This is a genomic window from Paenibacillus sp. FW104-T2 (genome assembly GCF_058789975.1).
In genome coordinates this window covers 245,789-267,108 of sequence record NZ_JBYTCE010000003.1, presented here as the reverse complement: position 1 = coordinate 267,108, position 21,320 = coordinate 245,789, and the positions used below count along the sequence as shown (strand labels likewise).

Sequence of the window (21,320 nt, the reverse complement as noted above, 5' to 3'; positions counted from 1 at the left end):
CAACATATGTAATATAATAATTAAAAATTAAATGAGGATGGTGTTTCTCAATTGAAAACTTTTTATTGTGATCTGGAAATAACCTTAGATGTCATTGGCGGAAAGTGGAGACCTCTTATTCTATATTACTTAATAAAAGGTCCTAAACGGACTGGTGAATTGAAAAGGCTCATCCCATCAATCTCTCAGAAAATGTTAGTACAGTCGTTGCGGGAGTTGGAGAGTAATCATTTGATTATAAGAACAATGTTCAATCAGGTACCACCAAAAGTGGAATATGCAATATCCGAAATGGGTATGTCACTTGAACCCACTTTGCGCGCGCTTTGTGATTGGGGTCAGGATTATGCAGAGAAGGCATTGAACAAGGATGAATATCGCAGATTAAATGTGGAATAAAGTAATTTTAAAAATCAATTTATTCTTTACTTCATCACAATTATCACTATTTGGTTACTATATCACCAAAAAGTACGTACTATTTTAAAAGTGATACATCGTACATAATGAGACTTGTGGCCATGAAGAAAATCAAAGGGTTAATTAAAGGAGTGTGTAGTGATGTCAACAAATAACAAGCAAATCATACTCAATATACGTTTTAAAATTAAGCCTGGTAAGAAAGAAGCTTTCCGTGAAAGTCTATTTGCAATGATTAGTAACTTCAAGAGTGAACCTGCCTTTGTCAATGCGATCGTCTCCGATGATCTGGATCATTCTGATGATCTTGTCATCTATGAGATCTGGCAGGGAACAAGAGAAAGTTGGGTTCAACACGAACTTACTAAACCTTATCGTGCTGAGTATGAAGGTGCACTTACCAACCTTATTGATGATAGAATCGTTAGCTGGCTTGAACCAATCGGTGAATGGGGAAGTGCATTGACGAATGTAAGACGATAAGTTTTTTAAAGATTAGGATCATCCCTTGTACAGTAAGTTAATAATTTTTTTTGATTTTAATGTAACAAAAATAGTTACATTAAAATAATATCATACCCAGTTCACCTTCATTGGAGAACAAAAATGTGAAACAAGGACTTTCAGTCAAGCATATGGTCATAAAACTGGTGAACGATTCGGAAAGTTGTGATTGGTTTCTTGTTATAGATTAAAGCATAAATAAAAGTACAAAGGGGTTATTAATATGGGTAAAATACTGATTACTGGAGCAACAGGTAATCTCGGCAGCAGGACTCTAGAGCTTCTTCTTAAAAAGGTTCCGTCCAATCAGATCGCTGTATTGGTACGTGATCCGGAATCCGAGAAAATCAAAAAGTTTGTTCAAGAAGGTATAGAAGCTCACCAGGGAGACTATTTTGATTATGACTCACTTCTGCGAGCTTTTAATGGTGTTGAAAAAGTTATGCTTATTTCCGCGCAAGCATTTACCGACCGCAATACGCAACATTTCAACGTCATCGCAGCTGCAAAACAGGCTGGTGTCAAACACGTGATTTTCACGTCGATCATGCGAAGAGAAAATTCAAATCTTATTTTGCCCGAAGTATCGATGTCAGACTTATTTGCCGAACAAACACTTAAAGCATCTGGATTAGCCTATACCATACTGCACAATCCACCGTATCTTGAAGTCATGCATTCGTATTTCGGAGATGCGCTTAAAGTCGGCGTACGAGTACCAGCGGGTTCCGGTAAAGTAGCCGCTGCATCTCTGGAGGATTTGGCGGCAGCCAACGTAGCCGTTCTCACTCAAAACGGACACGAAAATAAGTCATATACTTTAAGTGGCAGTGAGGGAAGCTCTTTTGCAGACATCGCTGAAGCCCTCTCGGAGATTAGTCAGGTAACTATCCCTTATGAGGTAATTAGCGAAAAGGAATATATAGACACTATGGTAGCGAATGGCATGCCTGTTCTTATGACTGATTTCTTATTAGGTTGGGTGCGTGGAGTCAACACTGGAGAATTCTCGGAGACGTCTGGGGATCTTGAACGTCTGATTGGCCGAAAACCAATGACATATAAGGAATTCTTTAAAATCAAATCTCCGTTTTCTAAAAATTGAAGATTGAAAGCTGGAATGTTACAAACTTAATTCTATGAAAAGATTAGAGAGATTTGCACGAAAGAAATACTATGGGCCACAAAGAGCAAAGCATCATTCATTATCACCTCGGTGATCCTCACGAGGTTCTTGATGTGATATACGAAGAACTAGCCAACCATATAAATGATTGGCTATTTTCTATTCAGCGTTATTACAACATACTTCTCCAATTCAGCTGTACTCTGATCAGCTGATCACTTGGTAATATGGTTAGACGCTCAACAAGTCGTTGAATCGTTGAGATATTTTTATAAAATGCGATTTACAAATCCTCCACCTGCGTATTAAGATGTTTACATCGTGTAAAGGTTGACACAATGTAAACAAAGGAGCTCATTTTATGTTATCAAAGTCGGTTCGCTTCCCACTCTTCATTTTAATGTTAAATCTATTTATAGCTTTATTGGGTCAAGGAATGCTTATTCCAATATTGCCTGATTATTTGAAGCTATTCCATGCAGGCGGAACTGTCGCTGGTTTTCTGGTCGCTGCATTTGGGGCAGCTCAATTCTTATTTTCACCTCTGGGAGGGCAATTATCTGATCGATTTGGACGCAAAAAGTTAATCATGGCCGGCATGTTTCTTTCTGTCGTTGCGGATGTCATATTTGCGCTTTCGACTTCATTGCCTCTGCTTTATGTCGCTCGCTTTATTGGTGGAATCAGCTTAGGTTTAATGATTCCATCGAACTTGGCCTATGTGGCCGATATTACAACTCACGAAACGCGAGCTAAGGGTATGGGGTATTTTGGAGCAGCCATGAATTTGGGAATGGTACTTGGACCCGGTCTTGGTGGTCTCATTGCCGAAATGGGCATTCGTATGCCTTATTTCTGTGCGGCTGGTCTTGGATTGGTCGCTACGCTGCTAACACTCCTATTGCCCGAGACACTTGCGCCTGAGAAAAGAACGCGCTCTTTACGCAATCCGGATGGAAATCACTTTGGAAAAAAAGTTTTGAGTTCCTTTAAAGTTCCCTATTTCAAGTACTTACTTCTGCTTCTCGTTATGACCTTCGGCCTCATGAGTTATGAGACGGTATTTGCCCTTTTCGTAGAGAAAAAATACGGGTTTGATGCTGCTACAATCTCTATCATTATTACGCTAGGGGCCATAATCGGTATTGTTATTCAAGTTTGGTTGCTTGATTGGTTTGTGAAACGGATGGGTGAGATCAAGTTAATTAGACTATCTTTGATTATCGCGCCTATCGCTTTAATGTTAATGCTGATTAAAGTTAACCTTGCTTTTCTTTTATTCGCTTCTGCATTATTCTTTGCATTTAATTCTTTTTTGCGACCTTCCGTCAGTACGCTAATATCCAAAAACGCAGGAGATCGACAAGGGTATGCATCAGGTCTGAATACCACATATTCCAGTCTTGGAACCATATTTGGCCCGCTTATTGCAGGTTCTTTATTTGATTCAAACATTAACCTTCCTTATATTTTTGGGGCAGTCATGCTTCTGGCTTCTCTGCCGCTTACCATGAATGTATTCCGCTCCAGGAAAGGAAAATCTACAAGTGAATGAAAATTGGCATCAGCAATAAAAAATAAACATCGTGATGATCTGATTTCAGCACGTAAAGAGCTTACTTTGAATTATGGACGCTGATGAAGTGCACTGACAAAAAAAGAAAGACCGAATGTTGGCTTGAACATTCAGTCTTTCTTTTTTGTCGTATGAATTGTCTGCTAGATAACTTTGTTACATTTAATCCATTAAGCCCTAAAATTCAACCTTGTTTTTGCTGGTTTGCTCATGCGGAGGTCTTTAATAAATTCAACCCACTCAAAAAAGCTGCCAAATTAGCGACTCCCCATGGAACAAGATTACATATCAGTATAAACACAAATCCACTCCTATGGCGTAGTGGGTTTGTGTTTATACCTTTCTTTTATGGAACTATCGTTCCGCTAAAATCAAGGAAGAGTATTATTTCTAACATATTTCATTCCAACTCTAAAACGGATTCGCCACTAATTATCGTACCGTTATTCTTACCTTCACAAATTTCTTTCATCGAACCTGGTTTATCGAAGTTAAACACATGCATTGGCAGATTGTAGTCTCTTGCTAAAATGAAAGCGGATTGGTCCATTACCTTTAAGTTTTGTTTTAAAACGTCGTTGTAATGAAGCGAACGAAATTTCCTTGCATCTTTATCCAATTTAGGATCTGCATTAAGAACACCGTCAACACCTTGCTTCGCAACTAACAAAGCGTCACAATGAACCTCAATGGCTCTTTGTACTGAAGGATAGTCTGTTGTAACGTATGGTTGACCATTCCCCCCTGCAAAAATTACAAGATAGCCTTTTTCTAGATGGTGGATTGCTCTCAGACGGATGTATGGTTCTGCAACTGAAGTAATAGGTATTGCCGTCATTACACGTACTTCCTTTTGGGTCTTGGCTTTAAGAACTCCACGAAGCATTAAACTATTTACTACAGTCGCAAGCGTCCCAATGTTATCAGCTTCTGCCCTTTCGATCCCCCAGCTTTCCGCCATATTCCCTCTGAAAATGTTACCCCCACCTATAACTAACGATACTTCAACGCCTAAATTCACTACTGACATAATTTCATCCGCAATATACTCTAACCTTTCTGGCTCAAAACCAAATTCAGAGTTTCCTGCTACTGCACCACCACTGAGTTTAACGAGAACCCTTTTGTACCTTGACAATGATTACACCCCCATAAAATAAAAACACTAAAGCAATAAATGCTTTAGTGTTCTAATGGAATGGAAATATGAAATTACGCAAGTCGACTGAATGTAAGTCTTCTGTTTCCACCTCATACTCCCACCCCTTCATGTTTTTTCCATCAAGTGATTTTACATTACGTGACGGTAAATTGCAATTACCGTAATCTACATATTTTTTATTACACATAGTTACCTTACTGACTGAGCTTTAATATAAATCGCACCCCGGTCAATAAACAAAAGCAGTCAACCATCAGATTGACTGCTTTTGTTTTGTGTTAGCCAACGTACCTAACTCGAAACATTATTAATATTGTTAACAACATCTTCTATAGTAACTCCCTGAAGGACCTTTTCTAAAGCTGACTGGGCAAAAAAAATAGGCTCAATCGTTTTTTACAATTGTTTTCCGACGGGACAATCTGGATTTGGATTTTTTTACTTTTGATAATTCACCGTACATGTCATACACGATCTAAAGGAAGCCATTTCAACACGTCTTGAATCGTTTTATCCCAGAATGCCCAATCGTGTACACCTGGCTCTTCAGCGTAAGTGTAATCCAGGGAAGATCGCTCAAACGCTTCCTTCAGTTCAATATTTAGATCGTATAGGAAATCATTCGTACCGCAAGCTTGGTAAAACGCGGGTTTGGGTCCAGCTGTGCGATCATTGGATTGAATCAGATGGTAAAGATCGTTATCTGTTCCCGCATGTGGTCCGTCTCCGAATGCGAGACGCAGAAACGGAGGAAACTCGCCGTCCGGCCCCGGGCTCCAAAACGGGAAATTACCCGTCGAAAGTCCAGCGGCCGCAGCGAACATATCAGGTTTGCTTAGCGCCCATTTGAATGCGCCGTAACCACCCATCGATAACCCAGCGACGTAATTTTCCTCGCGAGCGTCTGATAGCGGAAACAAGGACCGGGCAATCTGGGGCAGTTCTTCCATCAGGAAGGTGCCGTACTTTCCTCCGTACGCCATATCCGTGTAAAAGCTTAATTGGACTTGAGGCATCACGACAGCAAGGCCCAGCTCGGAAACATAGCGTTCAATCGATGTACGTCTTAACCAAATCGTATCGTCATCAGAGCCGCCATGCAGCAGCCAGAGGACGGGATGCCGTTCCCGGATAGCGACGCCTTTCATCCCGATTTGCCCCTTGGTTGCCTGAGGTACAATAACGGTCATTGACGTGCTAAGTCCTAACGTTTCCGAGAAATAATTGCATCGAATCATTGCCATTGTACATTCTCCTCACACTCAAATTATTTAAACAACCACATATCTTTTCCGTTCGGTCAATGCCGGCTGTTATCGCTGCCTCTCAGCCTTATATATGCTTGATTTCATTTTAAGGGAAGCGCTTTCATATTTATATACAACAAATCCGACAAATTTTCATTTCATAATTCGAGTTTTTAGGAATATAGTTACACTTAAAAACATTAAAACTCACGTTTCAAAGTAGTTAAGGGTATTTTTCGTTAAATGAAGAAAATGTCCTTTTACTCAAAATTCCCTATTAATGGATACGTTTCTCCTTGACACAAATTAAAACTAACCTGCCCGTTATTTGAACAAAAGCAGCTGATCACTTTGACCGGCTGCTTTCTTAGTTCTATTACGCTAACGTTTTTCCGTTGGTTCAAATAGAAAGAGCAGGCTGTGGTTGTCTACTCAAAAATATGTGTAATCCACCCTTTAGTTCAACGAATATCAGATAACCTTGTTTATACCTAACCTATGAATAAGGAACAACCTCTCTAATTACTCACTTATTCAGAACTCGTGCTGAAGCGAAAGACTAGCTTTTCTCCATCTTCAGGATGATAACGAAGTTCTTCGGAGTATTTCCCGTTGGTACATGTGTTAAGTGTTTTTCGCCAGAAACGTTTCGCACGTTCGTTTCGTTCGGTGGGATTTGTTTGTAATTCCCATTGCCCTGGCATCTTTCCAATAATCTGTCGCACCGCTTCTTCTCCAACACCCTTTCCTCGATAATTACGTAATAGGAAGAACTCATTCATGTAATAATCGATATAGTGAGGACAGGGTATGAAAGGGGAAGTAGCCACAAAAGCAAGCCCTGCAGGTATATCATCCACTGTGATCAGATAAGGGAATAATATGTTCGGGTGTTCCCACCAAATATCAAACACGCGATTCTGTTCCATCGAAGTTCGGGTATCATCATTCTCAAACACCCCATAACGATTGATTTTGTGTTCCCATACTTCAGACAAATCATGCAGATAAAGAGGATAAATATTATTGATAATGAACTTCTCCTCCATACCGCATAGTCTAGCGGTAACATTTAACTTATTTACTTCATGATTAACGCAATCCATTTTGCAACTCCTCCGATTCCTATACTCTCAATCAACGATATTACTGATTCTTCCATAATTCTTTCCTAGCAACAGTATGAGGTGAATATCGCATCCTTTATAGGCAGAGTATTTATATAATCATTTTTTACATAACAAAAGGCCCGTGTTGGTTTTATCCAACATGAGCCTTTTGTTATGCCTGCGTTTTATAAACAATCTTCTTCATGCTGCCATGGGATAGACAGTAGGAATTCGCGAGTTGATTCACATGCATACCCTGCCTGAAAAGCTTCCGAATTATACCCAATGATCCTGAGGTGATTTTAAAATTATGTCCTTGTTAATTCAACTAACCTGCCCGTTAGTTGAACAAACGTGGCTCAACTGTAATCTTCAACTAACGAGAGTTTTCCTTCCCTTATCTTAAACGTTGAGTTACCTTTTAACTCCAGCTTATCCCCACTCTTTAATCCATTGGGTAGATCCACAGCTAAGATACCCTCGTAATGGATTCCAACCTCTACCTTGTCATCCCTTATAACATTGTATTCGGTAATTGTCTGGCGACGGCTGGAGAACATCGTTGCGGACTGTTCTGCCAACTCCCTAAATGCTTGTATTCCTCTGGTTTCTATTGTCGTTTCTCCATTGGAAATATTTCTGAATATGATGTCCATATGCAAAAGTTCAACCATTCTTTCAATTTCATATGAATTGTATGCTTCAAGATAATTTTCAATTATATCCCTTATTCCTTTACGCTCCATAACAGGACTCCTCTCTTGACATTAAGGTGACACCCTAGTAAACCAAAACAAGTAGTTCTCGAAGTCATACTACCATATATTTAACATTTCCTGTTAGCTTAGAGAAAAAGAGCAGTTGCCAACGAAAAAACTGTTCCTGGCCGTCTTGAATTAACGTTTCTACGTTAGTTTAAAAATGACAGGAGTTAAATTCTTTTCAATTTAGATGTTCCAAAATCCAGGACTAATCCAATCACAAACCAAAATATTATACGAAGTAAATAGAGTAGCGTGAATGAAACTTTAAAATCGTAGGATTCAATTATCCAAAAAGGGGGACTCGTAAAAAATAACAATAAGTTTTTATCATCTTTCCCCATAATTTTATACAGGACAACGACAATAGCAACGATAGTCAATCAAAAGTTTAACCTCTTAAATATTCTCACAGGATTGCCCTCCTGAACTCGCTAATTCAAAACGAAACGGATCGTAAAGACAGCATCACCTTTATCCAGTGCTTTATCATCTTAATAATTCATGCAAGTTGAGTAGAAAAAGCAGCCGATTACACTGGTCAGCAGCTTTCTTAATTTTGAGTCCATCTGCCTCATGATACGTTAATGCATTCTGTCTCTACGAAGATCAAATACTTGCTGCTCAGTCCCAGTGCTTTTCTAGCGCTTCTTTACTCTGAGAAAAACCATTTCTTGAATAGAATTCAACGCTCTCGCTGCTTGGCCAAAGAATGAGAAACTCGACCTCATTCTCTTTTGACCAATTTTCCATAGCATTATGGATTTTTGACCCGATACCTAAGTTTCTGAAAGCCGGAAGAGTATAAACATTGGTAACGTAACCGTAATAAGGGTCTGAAGATTTTCCTGGACGCGGAACTTTATGTATTAGCTGCAGGTACATATGTGATACAAGACTTCCACCACTTTCTGCAATCCAAATATACCAGTCTCCGCTTTGGATTGCTTTTAGCAAAAACTCACTACATATCTGGTTAAATTCCTCAAATGTAACGACATTATTAGCATGCTCTTCTTCCGAAAAATCCCAACGCATTTGTACAAGCTGAGGGATATCCTCCGATGTTGCCAAACGAACTCGCATGATACACCCCCTACTATTGTAAATATATTCAATTTATCTTATCACACCTTCACCCTAACCTACCGTTAGCTTAGTGAATTAAAGAGCAATATTCATTCTCTACTGGACCTTGCAGTCAACAAGGATACAATAATGTATGCAAATATTTGTATTAAAAATACAATAGTCACAAATTCAATAACCATGTTGTTCCTTGCAACAAGATCATGCACGATATCCATAACAATTTGCCAAGGCCTGGACAATACATCCCATGAATTCCACCGATTAAATCTCCCAATGTATACACCCAAACTACTCAACATTAAAATAACGCCAATAACCATCATGTTAATGTACTTACTGAATAACTTGTTTAACACACCATGTATTTGAATGATTGAGCACGTCGAGAGAAGTAAGCCTAGTATGGCTACAGCGAACGTTAGGGTGAGGTTATACCAAAAATCAATATGGATCCAAAATTGTGTTCCTTCTTGAGCATTGAAATATCTGAATGAATGCAGGATTTCAGTATAAAGGTATGCCGAATTAGGCAAAAAAAATAGCCAAGCCGCACTTATCGGCACCAACCAGATCAGACTCGTTTTCGTTAATTTCTTATTGAATATGTATCTAATGCATGATGAGATAATATATGGTACCCATGCCAGGAACATATCCCAGGTTAAGAATTGATACATATTCGTATCAGATTTGATACGTAAATACATCGCAACACCTAAACAACATAACGTAACCACTAGCAAAGTTAAAATAAATCGAAAATCTTGAACAGGATGTTTGTTATCTTTCATTTCGTTGGTTCCCAATCCTCTCCCTGGGGATTTAAAAATGCCTTGTTGTAATCTCCTTTAGATCGGTGCTTTCTATAAAAGAACCCCTAGTAAGAATCATCTTAACAGAAACGTTTATTACAGGGAAAAGTTTGCAATCGAAGAAGTGAATTTCTTTTTACGTTAACCTGCCCGTTAGTTGAACAAAAGCAGCTGATCACTTTGACCGGCTGCTTTCTTAGTTCTATTATTCTATCGTTTCCCGTGTATAACCTATAAACTGCTGCACTAACCTGCCCCTTACGAAAGTCACAATTCCTTTATAGGACTTGATTGATAAGCGATTGGGTCTTGTTAAGATTCTGAATTGGCTTTGTAATCGATATGTCGTGAGGGTCGATTATCTTGTCCGATTGTGATTGCTTGAGACCTAAAACGTCTAGCATGACGGGATCAGAACCTTCCTCTGAATTTAAGTAGACTACTGTGATTTTCTCCTTTTGTCCTTCCCTGTTTAATCGACCAATGATTTGCTCGTGTACCTTAGGCGACCAATCCAACTCTCCGAACAATATAGTTGAACAGCGGTACTGCAAACCGTCCAACCCTGCACCACTACGCAACGATAATATGAATACATTCGTTTCCCCTTGAACAAACCGCCTGACGGATTCAGTCTTCTGTATATCCGACTCACTGCCTGTATACATAGCTGGACAATAGTTTGTCAATTCCTTAAGCCATATTTCATAAACATCCCGATGCCATCCGACAAGAAGCAGGGGCACTCCTGCTTCTAACAAACGCTTGGCATATTGGGCAATACCCGCTGCCTTAGCCACACCCGTTGTCTGTCTCATCAAAAGCTCCAGTTCACGTGCTGCTGAACCACGCTCCAGATATGTCCCTTGGGAAGCTCTTAAGGCAAGTTGTTTTGCTTGAGCTTTTATCGTTTTTAACTTAAGTAGATCGGGCTCTACCACTTTAACGATCTGGTTGATCGGGGGCAATTGTTGGCCAACCTCACTTTTCGTCCGCCGGAGCATGACATTCTGCTCACGTAGGAAACTGCCTAGCACAACCGGGTCATGAACTTTCCGATCACTGTGGCACCATTCCCGAATAAACTCTGAATAGGTTCCCAATAGGTTGGGGTCGAGAAATTGTAAGACATTCCAGATCTCGGTACCGTAGTTGTAAATCGGTGTTGCCGAAAGACCCAACCGAAATTCTGTTCCATCGGACAAAATTTTCGCGGCCTCGCCTTTATTACTTGTGAGACCGGTTCGAAGTTCTTGAATTTCGTCATAAATGACACATTGGAAGTGGCCATCTGCAAAGAAGTTCTTCCAACCGGCAAGCTGACTATATTTGAACAAATACACATCTGCATCAGGGATCGAATACGGTCGCGTTCTTTCGATTTTATGAACAATAAGTTCGGTGAATGATTCAATCTTCTCTTTCCATTGGTTTTGAAGATGGGCCTGAACGACAACAGCAGCAGGATGGGTGTCCGGTTCCAGCAACATGCCAGCCGCTGTGTACGTTTTTCCAAGACCCAGATCATCACCGAGGAGTAGAGATCGACGTTCTAAACACAGATCGATTGCCTGCGATTGATAATGGCGAATCTTCTGTCCAGGTTTCAGTCCCGGGCGCAGAATGGGATCATAATCAGGAGTGAGTATCTGTTCCAGATACGCTTTTGTCTCAAAGAACTTATCGTGACCACGCAAAAGTTTAGCTCTGTCTTCCGAACTTATCTCCATCGGATATCGCTGAATAAACCAGGCAAGATCCACACAAATATTCGATCTGTTTGAAAACCAAAAAGTGCCCACTTGTTTCATTGCTATGCGTGGAAATAGCTGCTTCAAGCGAATGGAGACATGTGGATGGACTCCACTTAACTTCCACCTACCGCTCACCAGTTCGATTTTTCCGTACATCGTTCCCATTTACCCACCTTCCAAAGGATCATTATATGCCGATATTGGCTTCTTTCCTTACCCCCTCTATCTATCCCTTGATAAGTCGGATTCCTTGCACGATCTGTTCCCTCTCAATTTCCCTCAACGAAAAGAGTACAGGCGCTGTAGGAATCTCAAACTTCAGATGAGAATGAGGAATTTCCGTTAATAAAGTCCCAATAGGTTGTTGACTTTCTTTGCTGCGTACAACATTCCAAAATAACCTGGACCTGTTGTCCTCTGATCCCCACTTTTCAAGCGAATTTCGAAATAGTAGACATTTTCCGATAACAAAATCATGGTCCTCAAGGGGTTCCATTACTTCAAAGCCGGCCTCCTCAAGGCTATCAAAAATCACAGGCATCAGCTGATCTAAATACAGGCCATAGGCAGCATCCTCGATCTCACGAAAAGCGACCATGAGTTGGTCGTGTAACGAGTCGTACAAAGGCTTCCATGCCGATTCAATATACTGATTGCCCACTTGGGCAAGCTCTTCGATTGTCATGTCGTAACGGAATACTGGATGAAGTGTCATTCTTATTCCTCCTTGAGTTGAGTTTGACTTCATCATACAACATATAAGCCAATTGGAATGTTTTCTTCGAAATGGACAAATAAAATCAACAAAAATACAGATAAACGTTACAATAGGTTTAATGTTTCTTCCTGAAAGGCGGGATAACACAAAAATGGGACCCAAAAAACTGGCGAATAAATTTATGATAAGCGCTAACACTTTGAGAAACTACGAAGCGAAGGAGCTAATCCCTCCTGCTGAGCGTTCTGCCAATGGATATCGCATGTATACGGAACGGCATGAGGTCTATCTGGCCTGTATTCAGGCTATGGCGCCTGCTTTCGGAATGGAAGTAACAACCGTGGTGATGCATGCTCTCCAAAGAAATGAGTTGGAGGAAGTATTGTGGGTCGTTAGGGAAAGGGAGGTCAAACTGTATGAGGAAAAAGCAAGTTTAGATCAACTGGTAGAGGAGTTGAATTCATATGCCGACGGAAGCCAAGCTTACGACTTCAATCAGCGTTTCCGCATCCACGAGGTCTCTAGACGGACAGGGGTCCCTAAATCAGCGATCCGTTACTGGGAGAAAAGCGGTCTGTTCACTACTGAACGTGACACTGATAACAAATACCGTCTGTATAATGAATCGCACCTGCTTAAGATTAAGATGATCCAGATATTGCAAAGTTCCGTTTATTCTGAGGAGACCGTAAAATTAAAACAATCAATTGCATGTTTAGAAATCCAAAACCTCGAGCAGGGAATTAATGTTGCAGAAAGGATACGAAATCACCTGAACAATACAATTAAACATCAGATGACGGGTCTCTACTACTTGCATCAATTGATTCGATCACTAGATATTTAAGAAATAACCGTAGAGCTCCCATACCATTATAGCTACACTACAAACGCCAGACTTTACAGTTAGAGGACTACACTTAACGTGCAGTCCTCTTCCACATGACTTATTCAAATGATGAAGGCGCAGATCAACATTACAAGTCATTAATTCTGTGACCTTTAACTCTCTAGAACACCACGCCACGGTTATTGCACTTTGTTTTCCAAAGTCCATTTTTGATACTCATCTTCAGGGTTGACTTGATCCATCACCAGCTTGGTCCCATCTTCCGATACACGGAGTGCACTCCCGTTGTGCACACTTCTAATGCTTACCGTCCCATCATCGTTTTTGGAAATGTTCCAGCGTTGATTGGGATACCCGAGATATGGATAGAGTTGTATACGATTCTGACCGACATCCCAATCCAATGATACCCCGCTGACGGTACGGATGGAGTAAGAACCGGAATCATCACCGGTAGGCACCAGTATCCAAGTATAACTTGATTCTTCACCATCCTTTTCGGTACCAACATTCACAACCTCGCCTGCTTGGGATTGCATCGCTTGTAGGGCCACAGGAAGCTCTGCACTCCGAATGATCACGGTCTCCAGAACTGCTTTTTTCATGTCAACTGCATTCACATGCTGGAAAGACGCACTGCCTCCAAACGTATGAACACCGAAGTGTCCCTCGGCAAACGTGCCATCCTGAACATCCATGATCCGTTCACCGTCCAGATCCACCTGAATACGAGTTCCCTTCGCCTGAATCTGGATATGGTAAGTCTGATCACCCCGAATGAATTTTGGAATGCGGGCAAGTACCTGCCGATTCTCGAACTTTCCGTCCACTTTATAAAACAGGCGAATCGCCTTCAGGTTGGGATCAATATTCAGATAATAACCACTTCGTCCATCCTCGCTTGCCCGAAACAGAATGGAACCTGCTCCCCCATCAGCATCCAGCTGCAAGTCAGCCTCATATCGGAAGTCTCCCGCAGTCTCTTGCGCGATATACTGTGAATCACTGCGGTCACTGCCCTGTATGCCATGGTCCGAAACAACCCACTGGGCAGACGGTCGATCCTTTTGCCAGCCGGATAAATTCGTGTGGAATACGCCATCCGTTACCGTAATCGGTATTTTGGCAGTAGCTTTGCCATTAGCCATGGAAGCCGTCACCCAAGCTTCCCCCTTGCCTACAGCACGAATCGCAGCATGTGTTTTGCCAGAATCAACGATTTTCACCACTTTAGGATTACTCACGGTCCATTTCAGCGGTTGGGCACCTTTTCCTGGTCCACCTTCAGCCGAAGCGTAGAGGGTTTCGGTATGACCCACATTCGCTAATCTTATCTGCGTATCTGCAATAATCTTCGGAGCGGAGGACATACCTTCTCTCCAGATATTATCCAAGGCATATACATTCATTGAGATCACTTTCACATCTCCACCAAGGCTGTAGAACGCCATCGACCTTCCAGCCGGATCCGGAAAAATGACATCTGAGAAAACCATTCTGCCCTCATTGCCAAACACTTCAACAGAAGCTTCATCAACAAATATTCGCAGCTTGATCCTCCCGTTTTCAGGTTGTAGCGCAGCTTCGTGTACTTTTGTAAATAAGCCCGAGAAACCCACGTCTCCCGAAGCAGTGCGATCCACGAACATCGTCTCTTTCTCCGTCTTGTAGCCCACGGTTGTTTGTTGCCCTTCCCTTTGACGCAGGTGAAAACCAAACTCCATAACGGGACTGCCTGCCGGAATTTCCACTTCCGCTTCAATCTCGTATGCACCCGCACTCAGACCTTTGAGCACATTCTGCGATCGTGGCCCGACCACCAGCTGCTCCGCACTGTACAGGTTTTGCCGAAGTGTCTCCAGTTCGATAACAGGCTTTTGTACCAGACGTACACCCTCATCTGTTGCTCGGAGAGAAATTTCTCTCGGAATAGTCAATTGACCTTTCCAAGGTTTCGTCGGGAAATCAAATGGATAATCCCAGTTCGTCATCCACGCAAGCATCACTTTCCGCTGATCCGGCATATTCGCAAATGACATCGACGCATAGAATTCCTTGCCGAAGTCCGTCTTCAGCACTTTCCCGGCAGGATGGTCGTTCACGAATTTCCCCTCCGCTGTCAGCTCGCCTACAAAGTATTCCGCATCCGATCCTTGCGTCTTCGTATTGGCTCCGGTACTGATCATAAGCACCCACTTACGCTCATTCGTCCCCTCTACAGGCAGCTGAATCAGGTCGGGACACTCCCATACCCCTCCGCGAATGTATTCCCCATATCCGAAGTTATCGGTTAATGTCCAATCAAGCAGATTCGTTGAGGTAAAAAACCGGATATGGTCCCCGCCAGATACCACCATGATCCAGCGGTTGTGCTCTTCATCCCGAACGACCTTCGGATCGCGAAAGTCCCAACTCCCCGGGTCTTCGCCATTTTGTCCAGGGTTCTCAATCACAATCGGATGGTCTTCAGCGTACTGCCAATTCCGGCCTTGATCCGTACTGTATGCGAGACCAATACGCTGATTGCCACCAGGCTTACCTGGATGGTACGACGTATAGTATGCGATCAGACCTTTACCACCGGAATCCGAGAACAGGCCGGATGCGTTGTTCAGATCCGCAATCGCTGATCCCGACCATACATGACCCAGATCATTCCACGGCAGTGCAATGGGTAAACGCTTCCATTTTACAAGATCCGTACTGACTGCATGGGCCCATGTCCCTCCGTCCTGGTGAAATAAATGATACTCCCCCTCGTAATAAACCAATCCGTTCGGATCACTTGCGGACCCTCGAATCGGAGAGTAATGATATTGGGGACGGTATTTTTCCGTATAATACATCGAATTTTCCGTGATGTACGTATCTTGAAAATAGGCGACACCCTGTTCGACTTCAAGTCCGGCATATCCCTCGGCATAACTAGAATCCGTGACCTCCACAGCCGGTGCTGCATATCCATCCACATACACCTGAATCAGGCGACCGGAGGCAACCACTTCGATATGGTGCTTTGCTGCCGGTTGACTTGGGTATGTACGATCCGAATTCGCAAGAATCGTTCCATCCGCCTTTTGAAGCTGTATCCGAACCTCTTCCCCTTCTCTACGAAGTGCCGCTTTGTATCCCTTTGTCCCATCTGTATTCGACCTGAATAGTAGAGCTGCGAAGCTCATATCGGCCAAAGATACATCTCCCTCAAGTACAAAATCTTTAGCCGTTTTCTCGTATATGATCCGGGTTTCCTCTTGCGTACTTCCTTTACCCCGATATCCCTGGATATCCGGCTGCCAATCGCCTTCACTGTAAACGGGATTACCCAGATTTCCATTCATGGTACTGATCTTCACATTTTGGAACAAGCCTGATCCGTCCCACACATGGAGCCCCAGCTTGCCTGATATATACGCACTGTCTTTCACATTAATCACCGGGTCGTACCCACCATCCCAATACACCTGCAGCCTCTCGCCAACCGCTTTTACTTTCATATGATAAATGCCGCCAGACTCCACGGTTACCGAGTACTCTTCCAACAATGTACCTGACCTGCCACTGGCATCTTTTAAACGAATCAGACCAGCCTGAGGAACCACTTGCAGCATATAGGAGGACCACCCCGTATCATTGGAACGGAAAACAAGACTGGCATCTGCCTTCATATCCTGGATTAACAGATCCGCTTCATAAATAAAATCCTCGGCCCGCATGTCCGATAGGATGGTCACATTCTCCTTCTCTTCGGAAATCAAATGAAGTCCTTCATTTGTATCTTCAAAATTGCCTTTACCATGCAATATCCAACCGGACAAATTCGTTACTGCCCTGGACACGTCCATTTTCATCGGAACCGCCTCCGTATGTTGAGTTTGAGATTCTGGACTCTTGGATGATGCCGTACTCTGCTGCATCGTAATCTTATCCAGATGAGTAGTTATTGAATACGCTTCCACAGAAGTGGAACCAAGGACACAAGATAACAAGACGCAGCTAATGGACCTTAAAATGAATCTCACGAATATCCCTCATTTCTCTGCGTGATATAGAAAAACAAAGAAAGGACGGTGCATTCCCTTAAACAACTGAATCAGTCTTTTAAGCGATTTGCTCCGTCCTTTCCCGAACATGTGGATTACAATGATACCGATGAATCAATCTTGACTTGGTTAAGTGCTTCAATGCCCAAGGCTAGTGCACCGTATAAACCCGCGTGTTGTCCCAATCCTGGTGCAACAATATATTGGTCGATGTACTGCAGCAATTCAGGCACGTTCACATAACCATGGAGATTGTGTACAACCTGTTCCCGAATCATGGGAAACAGATGCATTTGCTGCATGACTCCACCGCCCAAGATGATCTTCTGTGGTGAATGCAGCAGGATGGACGTCGTAATCGATTCGGCAATATAAAAGGATTCGATCTCCCATGCCAGGTGGTCCGTCGGTAGCTCGCTGCCGGGTCTCTGCCAGCGGGCTTCGATGGCTGGCCCTGCAGCCAGTCCCTCCAGGCAATCCCCATGATACTTGCATAAGCCCGCAAAGTGATCCTGCGGATGGCGCCTCGTTCGGATGTGTCCACCCTCTGGATGCAGCAATCCGTGTATTCTTTTTCCTCCAGCAATAAGTCCAACGCCAACACCTGTACCAATCGTATAATACACACAGTTGTCCAAGCCCTGCGCAGCTCCCCATGTGACTTCCCCCAGAGCAGCAGCATTTACATCCGTATCCCACCCAAAGGGAACAGGGAATTCACGCTTCAAGATTCCCACCACATTGCAGTTTTCCCATTCGGACTTCGGAGTTGTGGTAACGTAACCATAAGTAGGGCTATCCGGCTTCAGATCGATCGGACCAAAGGAACCAATGCCGATAGCCACTACCCCTTTATCTCTGAAATAGTCACTCACCTTGGCGAGTGTAGTCTCGGGATGCTCCGTCGGAAAACTGCACCATTCCTCCATATGTCCTTGTTCGTTGCCTATTCCGCATACAAATTTCGTTCCGCCCGCTTCAATGGCACCTATACGCATCTACCTGCCCTCCTTCTCTTTATTTCTCATGGGCCTCCACCTTAATGGGAGACAATTCGTAGATATGAAGAGCAGAGAAGACCATGTCTTCCTGATCAGCATCAACCGTAATTCGCGCAGCATCTGCATCCGGATAGATCAGGTCAGTAATAACGGCCTGACCGTCACTCGCAAATACCTCAACCGAAGAAGAATCCACATAGATACGCAAATGTTGAACCCCGCCCTGAACACTTGCGGTGTGACGTCCCAGGAAATGTTCATGGAAATCAACGATGCCTGATCGACTGCGATCAACGTACACCTCACGCTGATTCGCGTCTGTACCAACGAGCGTTTGATGACTGGCGCTGCTTCTCAAGGTAAATTGAACGGATTGCTCCGATTCCCATTGCGCATCGACTTCATAGCTCACCAGCTGCAGCGTGCTAAGATGTTTCCTCGCCTCTTGGACAGAAACGTTGTGCAGGGTCAATATCGGTTTCCGGGCTTGCTCCATCTCACGGGCCGGGCGCTGAACCAATGTGACTGTACCGTCTATCGTTTCCAAAGTAAGCTCCCGAGCAATCGTCATCGCGCCGCGATAACCTTCGGTTGGCGTTTGGTTGGCATACATCCAGTTGCTCATCCAGCCCATAAACAGGCGTCTGCCGTCTTCTGCCGGAATGTCGGACCAACTGACTCCTGCGTAGTTGTCCCGGCCATGGTCAATCCAGCGAACCGTGCGGGAAGCTTCATCCGGAACAAACGTCGACCCATCAAAATCTCCGATAAAGTACTGCGTTCGCGAGCCTTCCTTGAACGCAGGATCTGCACCGATACTGACAAGCATGACCCATTTTTCATGCCCATGGTCCCCATCCACCGCCAGCGAGAAGAGATCAGGACATTCCCACACGCCGTCATGTGAACCGATGCCTGTGCCGAATTCACTGCCGAGTGTCCAATCTTTCAGATTAGGAGAACGGTACAAGCATACCGTCTGACCACAGGCAATGATCATCACCCATTCCTTGCTCTGCTCATGCCAGAACACCTTGGGATCACGGAAATCGACATAAGACTCATGCTCCAGTACCGGATTGCCCTCATATTTGTTCCACGTGCGGCCATTGTCCTTGCTGTACGCAATGCTCTGCCGCTGAATCGGGTTATCGTTCGGCACTTCCAGGTGATGCGTGAATATCGCCACCAGTCCTGGTTCCTCATCAAAGAAGCCGGAAGTATTATTCCAATCCACTACAGCACTTCCTGAAAAGATCATGCCGTGTTCATCCGGCGCCATAGCCACAGGAAGCTCTTCCCAGGTGAACAGATCTTTCGTCACGGCATGCCCCCAATGCATCGGTCCCCATGTTGTGCCAAACGGATGATGCTGATAGAACAAGTGATACTCCCCTTTGAAAAATACCATGCCATTGGGATCATTCATCCACTTCTCATTCGGCGAGAAATGATAAGCACCTCGGTAATCGGTTGTTGAAATCGTAGACATGTAGGTTCTCTCCTTTGAAATACACCGTTTTTTATTTTGTATTGCGGTCATATCCCGCTTGTTTAATTTGAAGCCATTCCTGCAGTCCAAGACGTTCCAGCTCTTTCAGATAGGCATCCCATTCCTGCTCGATTTTCCCGTTTTGATACCATTCCGTGCGCATGCGCAGTACATAAGCGAACAGGTCGGTTTCAATGGTGGACAGTCGGTCGAGCTCATCAATGGAGAAAAATACGCTTGGATAGACGTTTTCCGCTTTCATATGTGGAACCATGACCCGATCCAGAAGCTCCATGCGCCATGCAGCATCTTCTGGTTTAGTCGTGTATTTGTCGTAGTAACTGTCGAGAATCGCCAGTGGTCCGGCAATGCTCGTTTTTTGTCTAAGTTCGACAGGCGCAGCCCCTTCTAGCGGCAGATGCTTCAGCATGCCCTTGGCTTCATCGAATTCAAAAATATTTTGCTGCGTTTCATCCCCGTACGTTCCCCAGTTGTTTTGGATCGATTGGAGCGGATCGTACAGCTGGTCTACCCACTTCGCTGTGGATTCCAGATTTTTATTGCTGCTCGTGATAACCATACGTCCTCTGTCGAGTCCGATCCCATTGGTTCTCGTAACATTTCTCTCTCCATCCGGACCGGCAAGCGGAGGCAACACATCATACGTGTCATTCATTCCCGTAATGTTGGCCTTATCCCATGTGAAATACATGCCGTACTTATGGTCCTTGCCTTTGGCCAGATACGTATTCCAATCCTGCTGATAGGCTTCCACATCCACAAGACCTTCCTGGACAAGCTCATGGATATATTTCACAGCTTCCTTATAACCTTCATCCGCTGCCGTAAAGACGACCTTACCCTCGTTTGTTACCACGGTATGGTCCCAGTTCTCCCCAAGTCCGAATGCGGCAAAGAGAAAAGTCAGATCTTCTCCGCCCGGCTTGTTAATGAACGACAACGGAATTTCATCCGCTTTTCCATTTCCATTGGGATCTTGCGTTTTGAAGGCGATTAGCACTTCCTTCAATTCCTCGGTCGTCGTCGGCATTTTCAGTCCGAGTTTATTCAGCCATTCCACATTGATCCAAGGCAGATTATCCACCGCTTGTATCCGCTGCTTGCCGCTTCCCAGTTCCTCGATCCATGGGAAAGAGTAAATATGTCCATCCGGTGCCGTGATCATGCTCTTGTATTCCGGAGCTTCCTCCAGCACCTTTTGTAGATTGGGCATGTATTGTTCGATCAAGTCTTCGAGCGGAATGATGGCCCCGTCCTTGGCCAGTTTCAGGAGATCATAATCTCCGTAACCTGCGTCAAAAATGGCATCGGGTAAATCCCCGCTGGCCACCGCCAGATTTCTTTTTTCGGCAAACACATCACTCGTGTAGTTCTTCCAGTTGATATGCACATTGGTCTTTTCCTCAAGTCGCTTGTTAATCAGTTTCTCGTTCGGATCGGCCGGAGCCAGCGGCGAGCTCTGTGTGATAAAATTCAGTGTCACTTTCCCGTCGGGAGACTGGGCTTCACTGGCTGCGCCGCCGCCTCCACCACCACAGGCTGTGAGCAGAAGTACAGCAGACAACATGGAAAGGGATACCGATGTAATGCCTCTTTTGGACTTTTTCACTTTTTTCATGACGTGACCTCCACTTT

Annotated in this window: 17 protein-coding genes; 5 read left to right on the top strand and 12 right to left on the bottom strand. The window is 43.7% G+C overall.

Features of this window, described 5'->3' with window-relative positions:
* Window positions 1–51: 51 nt before the first annotated feature.
* The 4 genes from AC3WQ3_RS05950 (at window position 52) to AC3WQ3_RS05935 (ending at window position 3,605) form a co-directional block, all read left to right on the top strand.
* Complete coding sequence (locus AC3WQ3_RS05950) at window positions 52–399, top strand: winged helix-turn-helix transcriptional regulator (RefSeq protein WP_183522822.1); 348 nt, start codon at window positions 52–54, stop codon at window positions 397–399.
* Window positions 400–561: 162 nt separating this feature from the next.
* Window positions 562–903 (top strand): antibiotic biosynthesis monooxygenase, encoded by a 342-nt coding sequence (locus tag AC3WQ3_RS05945; protein ID WP_154892494.1) that lies wholly within the window; start codon window positions 562–564, stop codon window positions 901–903.
* A gap of 244 nt (window positions 904–1,147) precedes the next feature.
* Window positions 1,148–2,029, top strand: a complete 882-nt coding sequence (locus tag AC3WQ3_RS05940; protein ID WP_492471690.1) for an SDR family oxidoreductase — start codon at window positions 1,148–1,150, stop codon at window positions 2,027–2,029.
* A gap of 382 nt (window positions 2,030–2,411) precedes the next feature.
* Window positions 2,412–3,605, top strand: coding sequence for an MFS transporter (locus AC3WQ3_RS05935; protein ID WP_492471689.1), 1,194 nt, complete (start codon window positions 2,412–2,414; stop codon window positions 3,603–3,605).
* 421 nt (window positions 3,606–4,026) lie between these two features.
* On the opposite strand, the gene pyrH is transcribed toward AC3WQ3_RS05935, so the two are convergent.
* The 8 genes from pyrH to AC3WQ3_RS05895 all read right to left on the bottom strand — a co-directional run bounded on the left by pyrH (window position 4,027) and on the right by AC3WQ3_RS05895 (window position 12,278).
* Window positions 4,027–4,764, bottom strand: a complete 738-nt coding sequence (gene pyrH / locus AC3WQ3_RS05930) for a UMP kinase (protein WP_336780999.1) — start codon at window positions 4,762–4,764, stop codon at window positions 4,027–4,029.
* A 488-nt stretch (window positions 4,765–5,252) separates the two neighbouring features.
* Complete coding sequence (locus AC3WQ3_RS05925; RefSeq protein ID WP_492471688.1) at window positions 5,253–6,032, bottom strand: alpha/beta hydrolase; 780 nt, start codon at window positions 6,030–6,032, stop codon at window positions 5,253–5,255.
* Between the two features lie 533 nt (window positions 6,033–6,565).
* On the bottom strand, window positions 6,566–7,141 hold the full coding sequence (locus tag AC3WQ3_RS05920; protein WP_492471687.1) for a GNAT family N-acetyltransferase: 576 nt from the start codon (window positions 7,139–7,141) through the stop codon (window positions 6,566–6,568).
* 362 nt (window positions 7,142–7,503) lie between these two features.
* Window positions 7,504–7,890, bottom strand: a complete 387-nt coding sequence (locus AC3WQ3_RS05915) for a nuclear transport factor 2 family protein (protein WP_336781010.1) — start codon at window positions 7,888–7,890, stop codon at window positions 7,504–7,506.
* Between the two features lie 639 nt (window positions 7,891–8,529).
* Window positions 8,530–8,991 (bottom strand): GNAT family N-acetyltransferase, encoded by a 462-nt coding sequence (locus AC3WQ3_RS05910; RefSeq protein WP_336781011.1) that lies wholly within the window; start codon window positions 8,989–8,991, stop codon window positions 8,530–8,532.
* Between the two features lie 92 nt (window positions 8,992–9,083).
* Entirely contained in the window at window positions 9,084–9,650 is a 567-nt protein-coding gene (locus AC3WQ3_RS05905; protein ID WP_492471754.1) for a DUF1361 domain-containing protein, read from the bottom strand.
* Between the two features lie 437 nt (window positions 9,651–10,087).
* Window positions 10,088–11,728: an SNF2-related protein gene (locus tag AC3WQ3_RS05900; RefSeq protein ID WP_492471686.1), complete on the bottom strand. Its 1,641-nt coding sequence runs from the start codon at window positions 11,726–11,728 to the stop codon at window positions 10,088–10,090.
* Window positions 11,729–11,789: 61 nt separating this feature from the next.
* Window positions 11,790–12,278: a DUF6022 family protein gene (locus AC3WQ3_RS05895; RefSeq protein WP_154892517.1), complete on the bottom strand. Its 489-nt coding sequence runs from the start codon at window positions 12,276–12,278 to the stop codon at window positions 11,790–11,792.
* Window positions 12,279–12,432: 154 nt separating this feature from the next.
* Here AC3WQ3_RS05895 and AC3WQ3_RS05890 point away from each other — a divergent pair, with 154 nt between their 5' ends.
* Window positions 12,433–13,128 carry a MerR family transcriptional regulator gene (locus tag AC3WQ3_RS05890; protein ID WP_492471685.1) on the top strand — a complete coding sequence of 232 codons (696 nt, stop codon included), beginning with the start codon at window positions 12,433–12,435 and terminating at the stop codon, window positions 13,126–13,128.
* A 182-nt stretch (window positions 13,129–13,310) separates the two neighbouring features.
* On the opposite strand, the gene AC3WQ3_RS05885 is transcribed toward AC3WQ3_RS05890, so the two are convergent.
* From AC3WQ3_RS05885 to AC3WQ3_RS05870, 4 genes are all read right to left on the bottom strand, one after another.
* Window positions 13,311–16,979 (bottom strand): GH32 C-terminal domain-containing protein, encoded by a 3,669-nt coding sequence (locus tag AC3WQ3_RS05885; RefSeq protein WP_492471684.1) that lies wholly within the window; start codon window positions 16,977–16,979, stop codon window positions 13,311–13,313.
* A gap of 287 nt (window positions 16,980–17,266) precedes the next feature.
* Window positions 17,267–18,169, bottom strand: coding sequence for an ROK family protein (locus tag AC3WQ3_RS05880; protein WP_492471683.1), 903 nt, complete (start codon window positions 18,167–18,169; stop codon window positions 17,267–17,269).
* Between the two features lie 19 nt (window positions 18,170–18,188).
* Entirely contained in the window at window positions 18,189–19,664 is a 1,476-nt protein-coding gene (locus AC3WQ3_RS05875) for a glycoside hydrolase family 32 protein (protein WP_492471681.1), read from the bottom strand.
* Window positions 19,665–19,695: 31 nt separating this feature from the next.
* Window positions 19,696–21,303: an ABC transporter substrate-binding protein gene (locus AC3WQ3_RS05870; protein ID WP_492471680.1), complete on the bottom strand. Its 1,608-nt coding sequence runs from the start codon at window positions 21,301–21,303 to the stop codon at window positions 19,696–19,698.
* Between the last annotated feature and the right edge of the window lie 17 nt (window positions 21,304–21,320).

Excerpts from the sequence above, each read along its gene's own strand:
- AC3WQ3_RS05940 (WP_492471690.1), top strand. The coding sequence starts at position 1,148 with ATGGGTAAAATACTGATTACTGGAGCAACAGGTAATCTCGGCAGCAGG.
- AC3WQ3_RS05880 (WP_492471683.1), bottom strand. The coding sequence starts at position 18,169 with ATGCGTATAGGTGCCATTGAAGCGGGCGGAACGAAATTTGTATGCGGA.
- AC3WQ3_RS05920 (WP_492471687.1), bottom strand. The coding sequence starts at position 7,141 with ATGGATTGCGTTAATCATGAAGTAAATAAGTTAAATGTTACCGCTAGA.
- AC3WQ3_RS05945 (WP_154892494.1), top strand. The coding sequence starts at position 562 with ATGTCAACAAATAACAAGCAAATCATACTCAATATACGTTTTAAAATT.
- AC3WQ3_RS05870 (WP_492471680.1), bottom strand. The coding sequence starts at position 21,303 with ATGAAAAAAGTGAAAAAGTCCAAAAGAGGCATTACATCGGTATCCCTT.
- AC3WQ3_RS05935 (WP_492471689.1), top strand. The coding sequence starts at position 2,412 with ATGTTATCAAAGTCGGTTCGCTTCCCACTCTTCATTTTAATGTTAAAT.
- AC3WQ3_RS05925 (WP_492471688.1), bottom strand. The coding sequence starts at position 6,032 with ATGGCAATGATTCGATGCAATTATTTCTCGGAAACGTTAGGACTTAGC.
- AC3WQ3_RS05890 (WP_492471685.1), top strand. The coding sequence starts at position 12,433 with ATGGGACCCAAAAAACTGGCGAATAAATTTATGATAAGCGCTAACACT.
- AC3WQ3_RS05875 (WP_492471681.1), bottom strand. The coding sequence starts at position 19,664 with ATGTCTACGATTTCAACAACCGATTACCGAGGTGCTTATCATTTCTCG.
- AC3WQ3_RS05910 (WP_336781011.1), bottom strand. The coding sequence starts at position 8,991 with ATGCGAGTTCGTTTGGCAACATCGGAGGATATCCCTCAGCTTGTACAA.
- AC3WQ3_RS05905 (WP_492471754.1), bottom strand. The coding sequence starts at position 9,650 with ATGTTCCTGGCATGGGTACCATATATTATCTCATCATGCATTAGATAC.
- AC3WQ3_RS05895 (WP_154892517.1), bottom strand. The coding sequence starts at position 12,278 with ATGACACTTCATCCAGTATTCCGTTACGACATGACAATCGAAGAGCTT.
- AC3WQ3_RS05885 (WP_492471684.1), bottom strand. The coding sequence starts at position 16,979 with ATGAAAATGGACGTGTCCAGGGCAGTAACGAATTTGTCCGGTTGGATA.
- AC3WQ3_RS05915 (WP_336781010.1), bottom strand. The coding sequence starts at position 7,890 with ATGGAGCGTAAAGGAATAAGGGATATAATTGAAAATTATCTTGAAGCA.
- AC3WQ3_RS05900 (WP_492471686.1), bottom strand. The coding sequence starts at position 11,728 with ATGGGAACGATGTACGGAAAAATCGAACTGGTGAGCGGTAGGTGGAAG.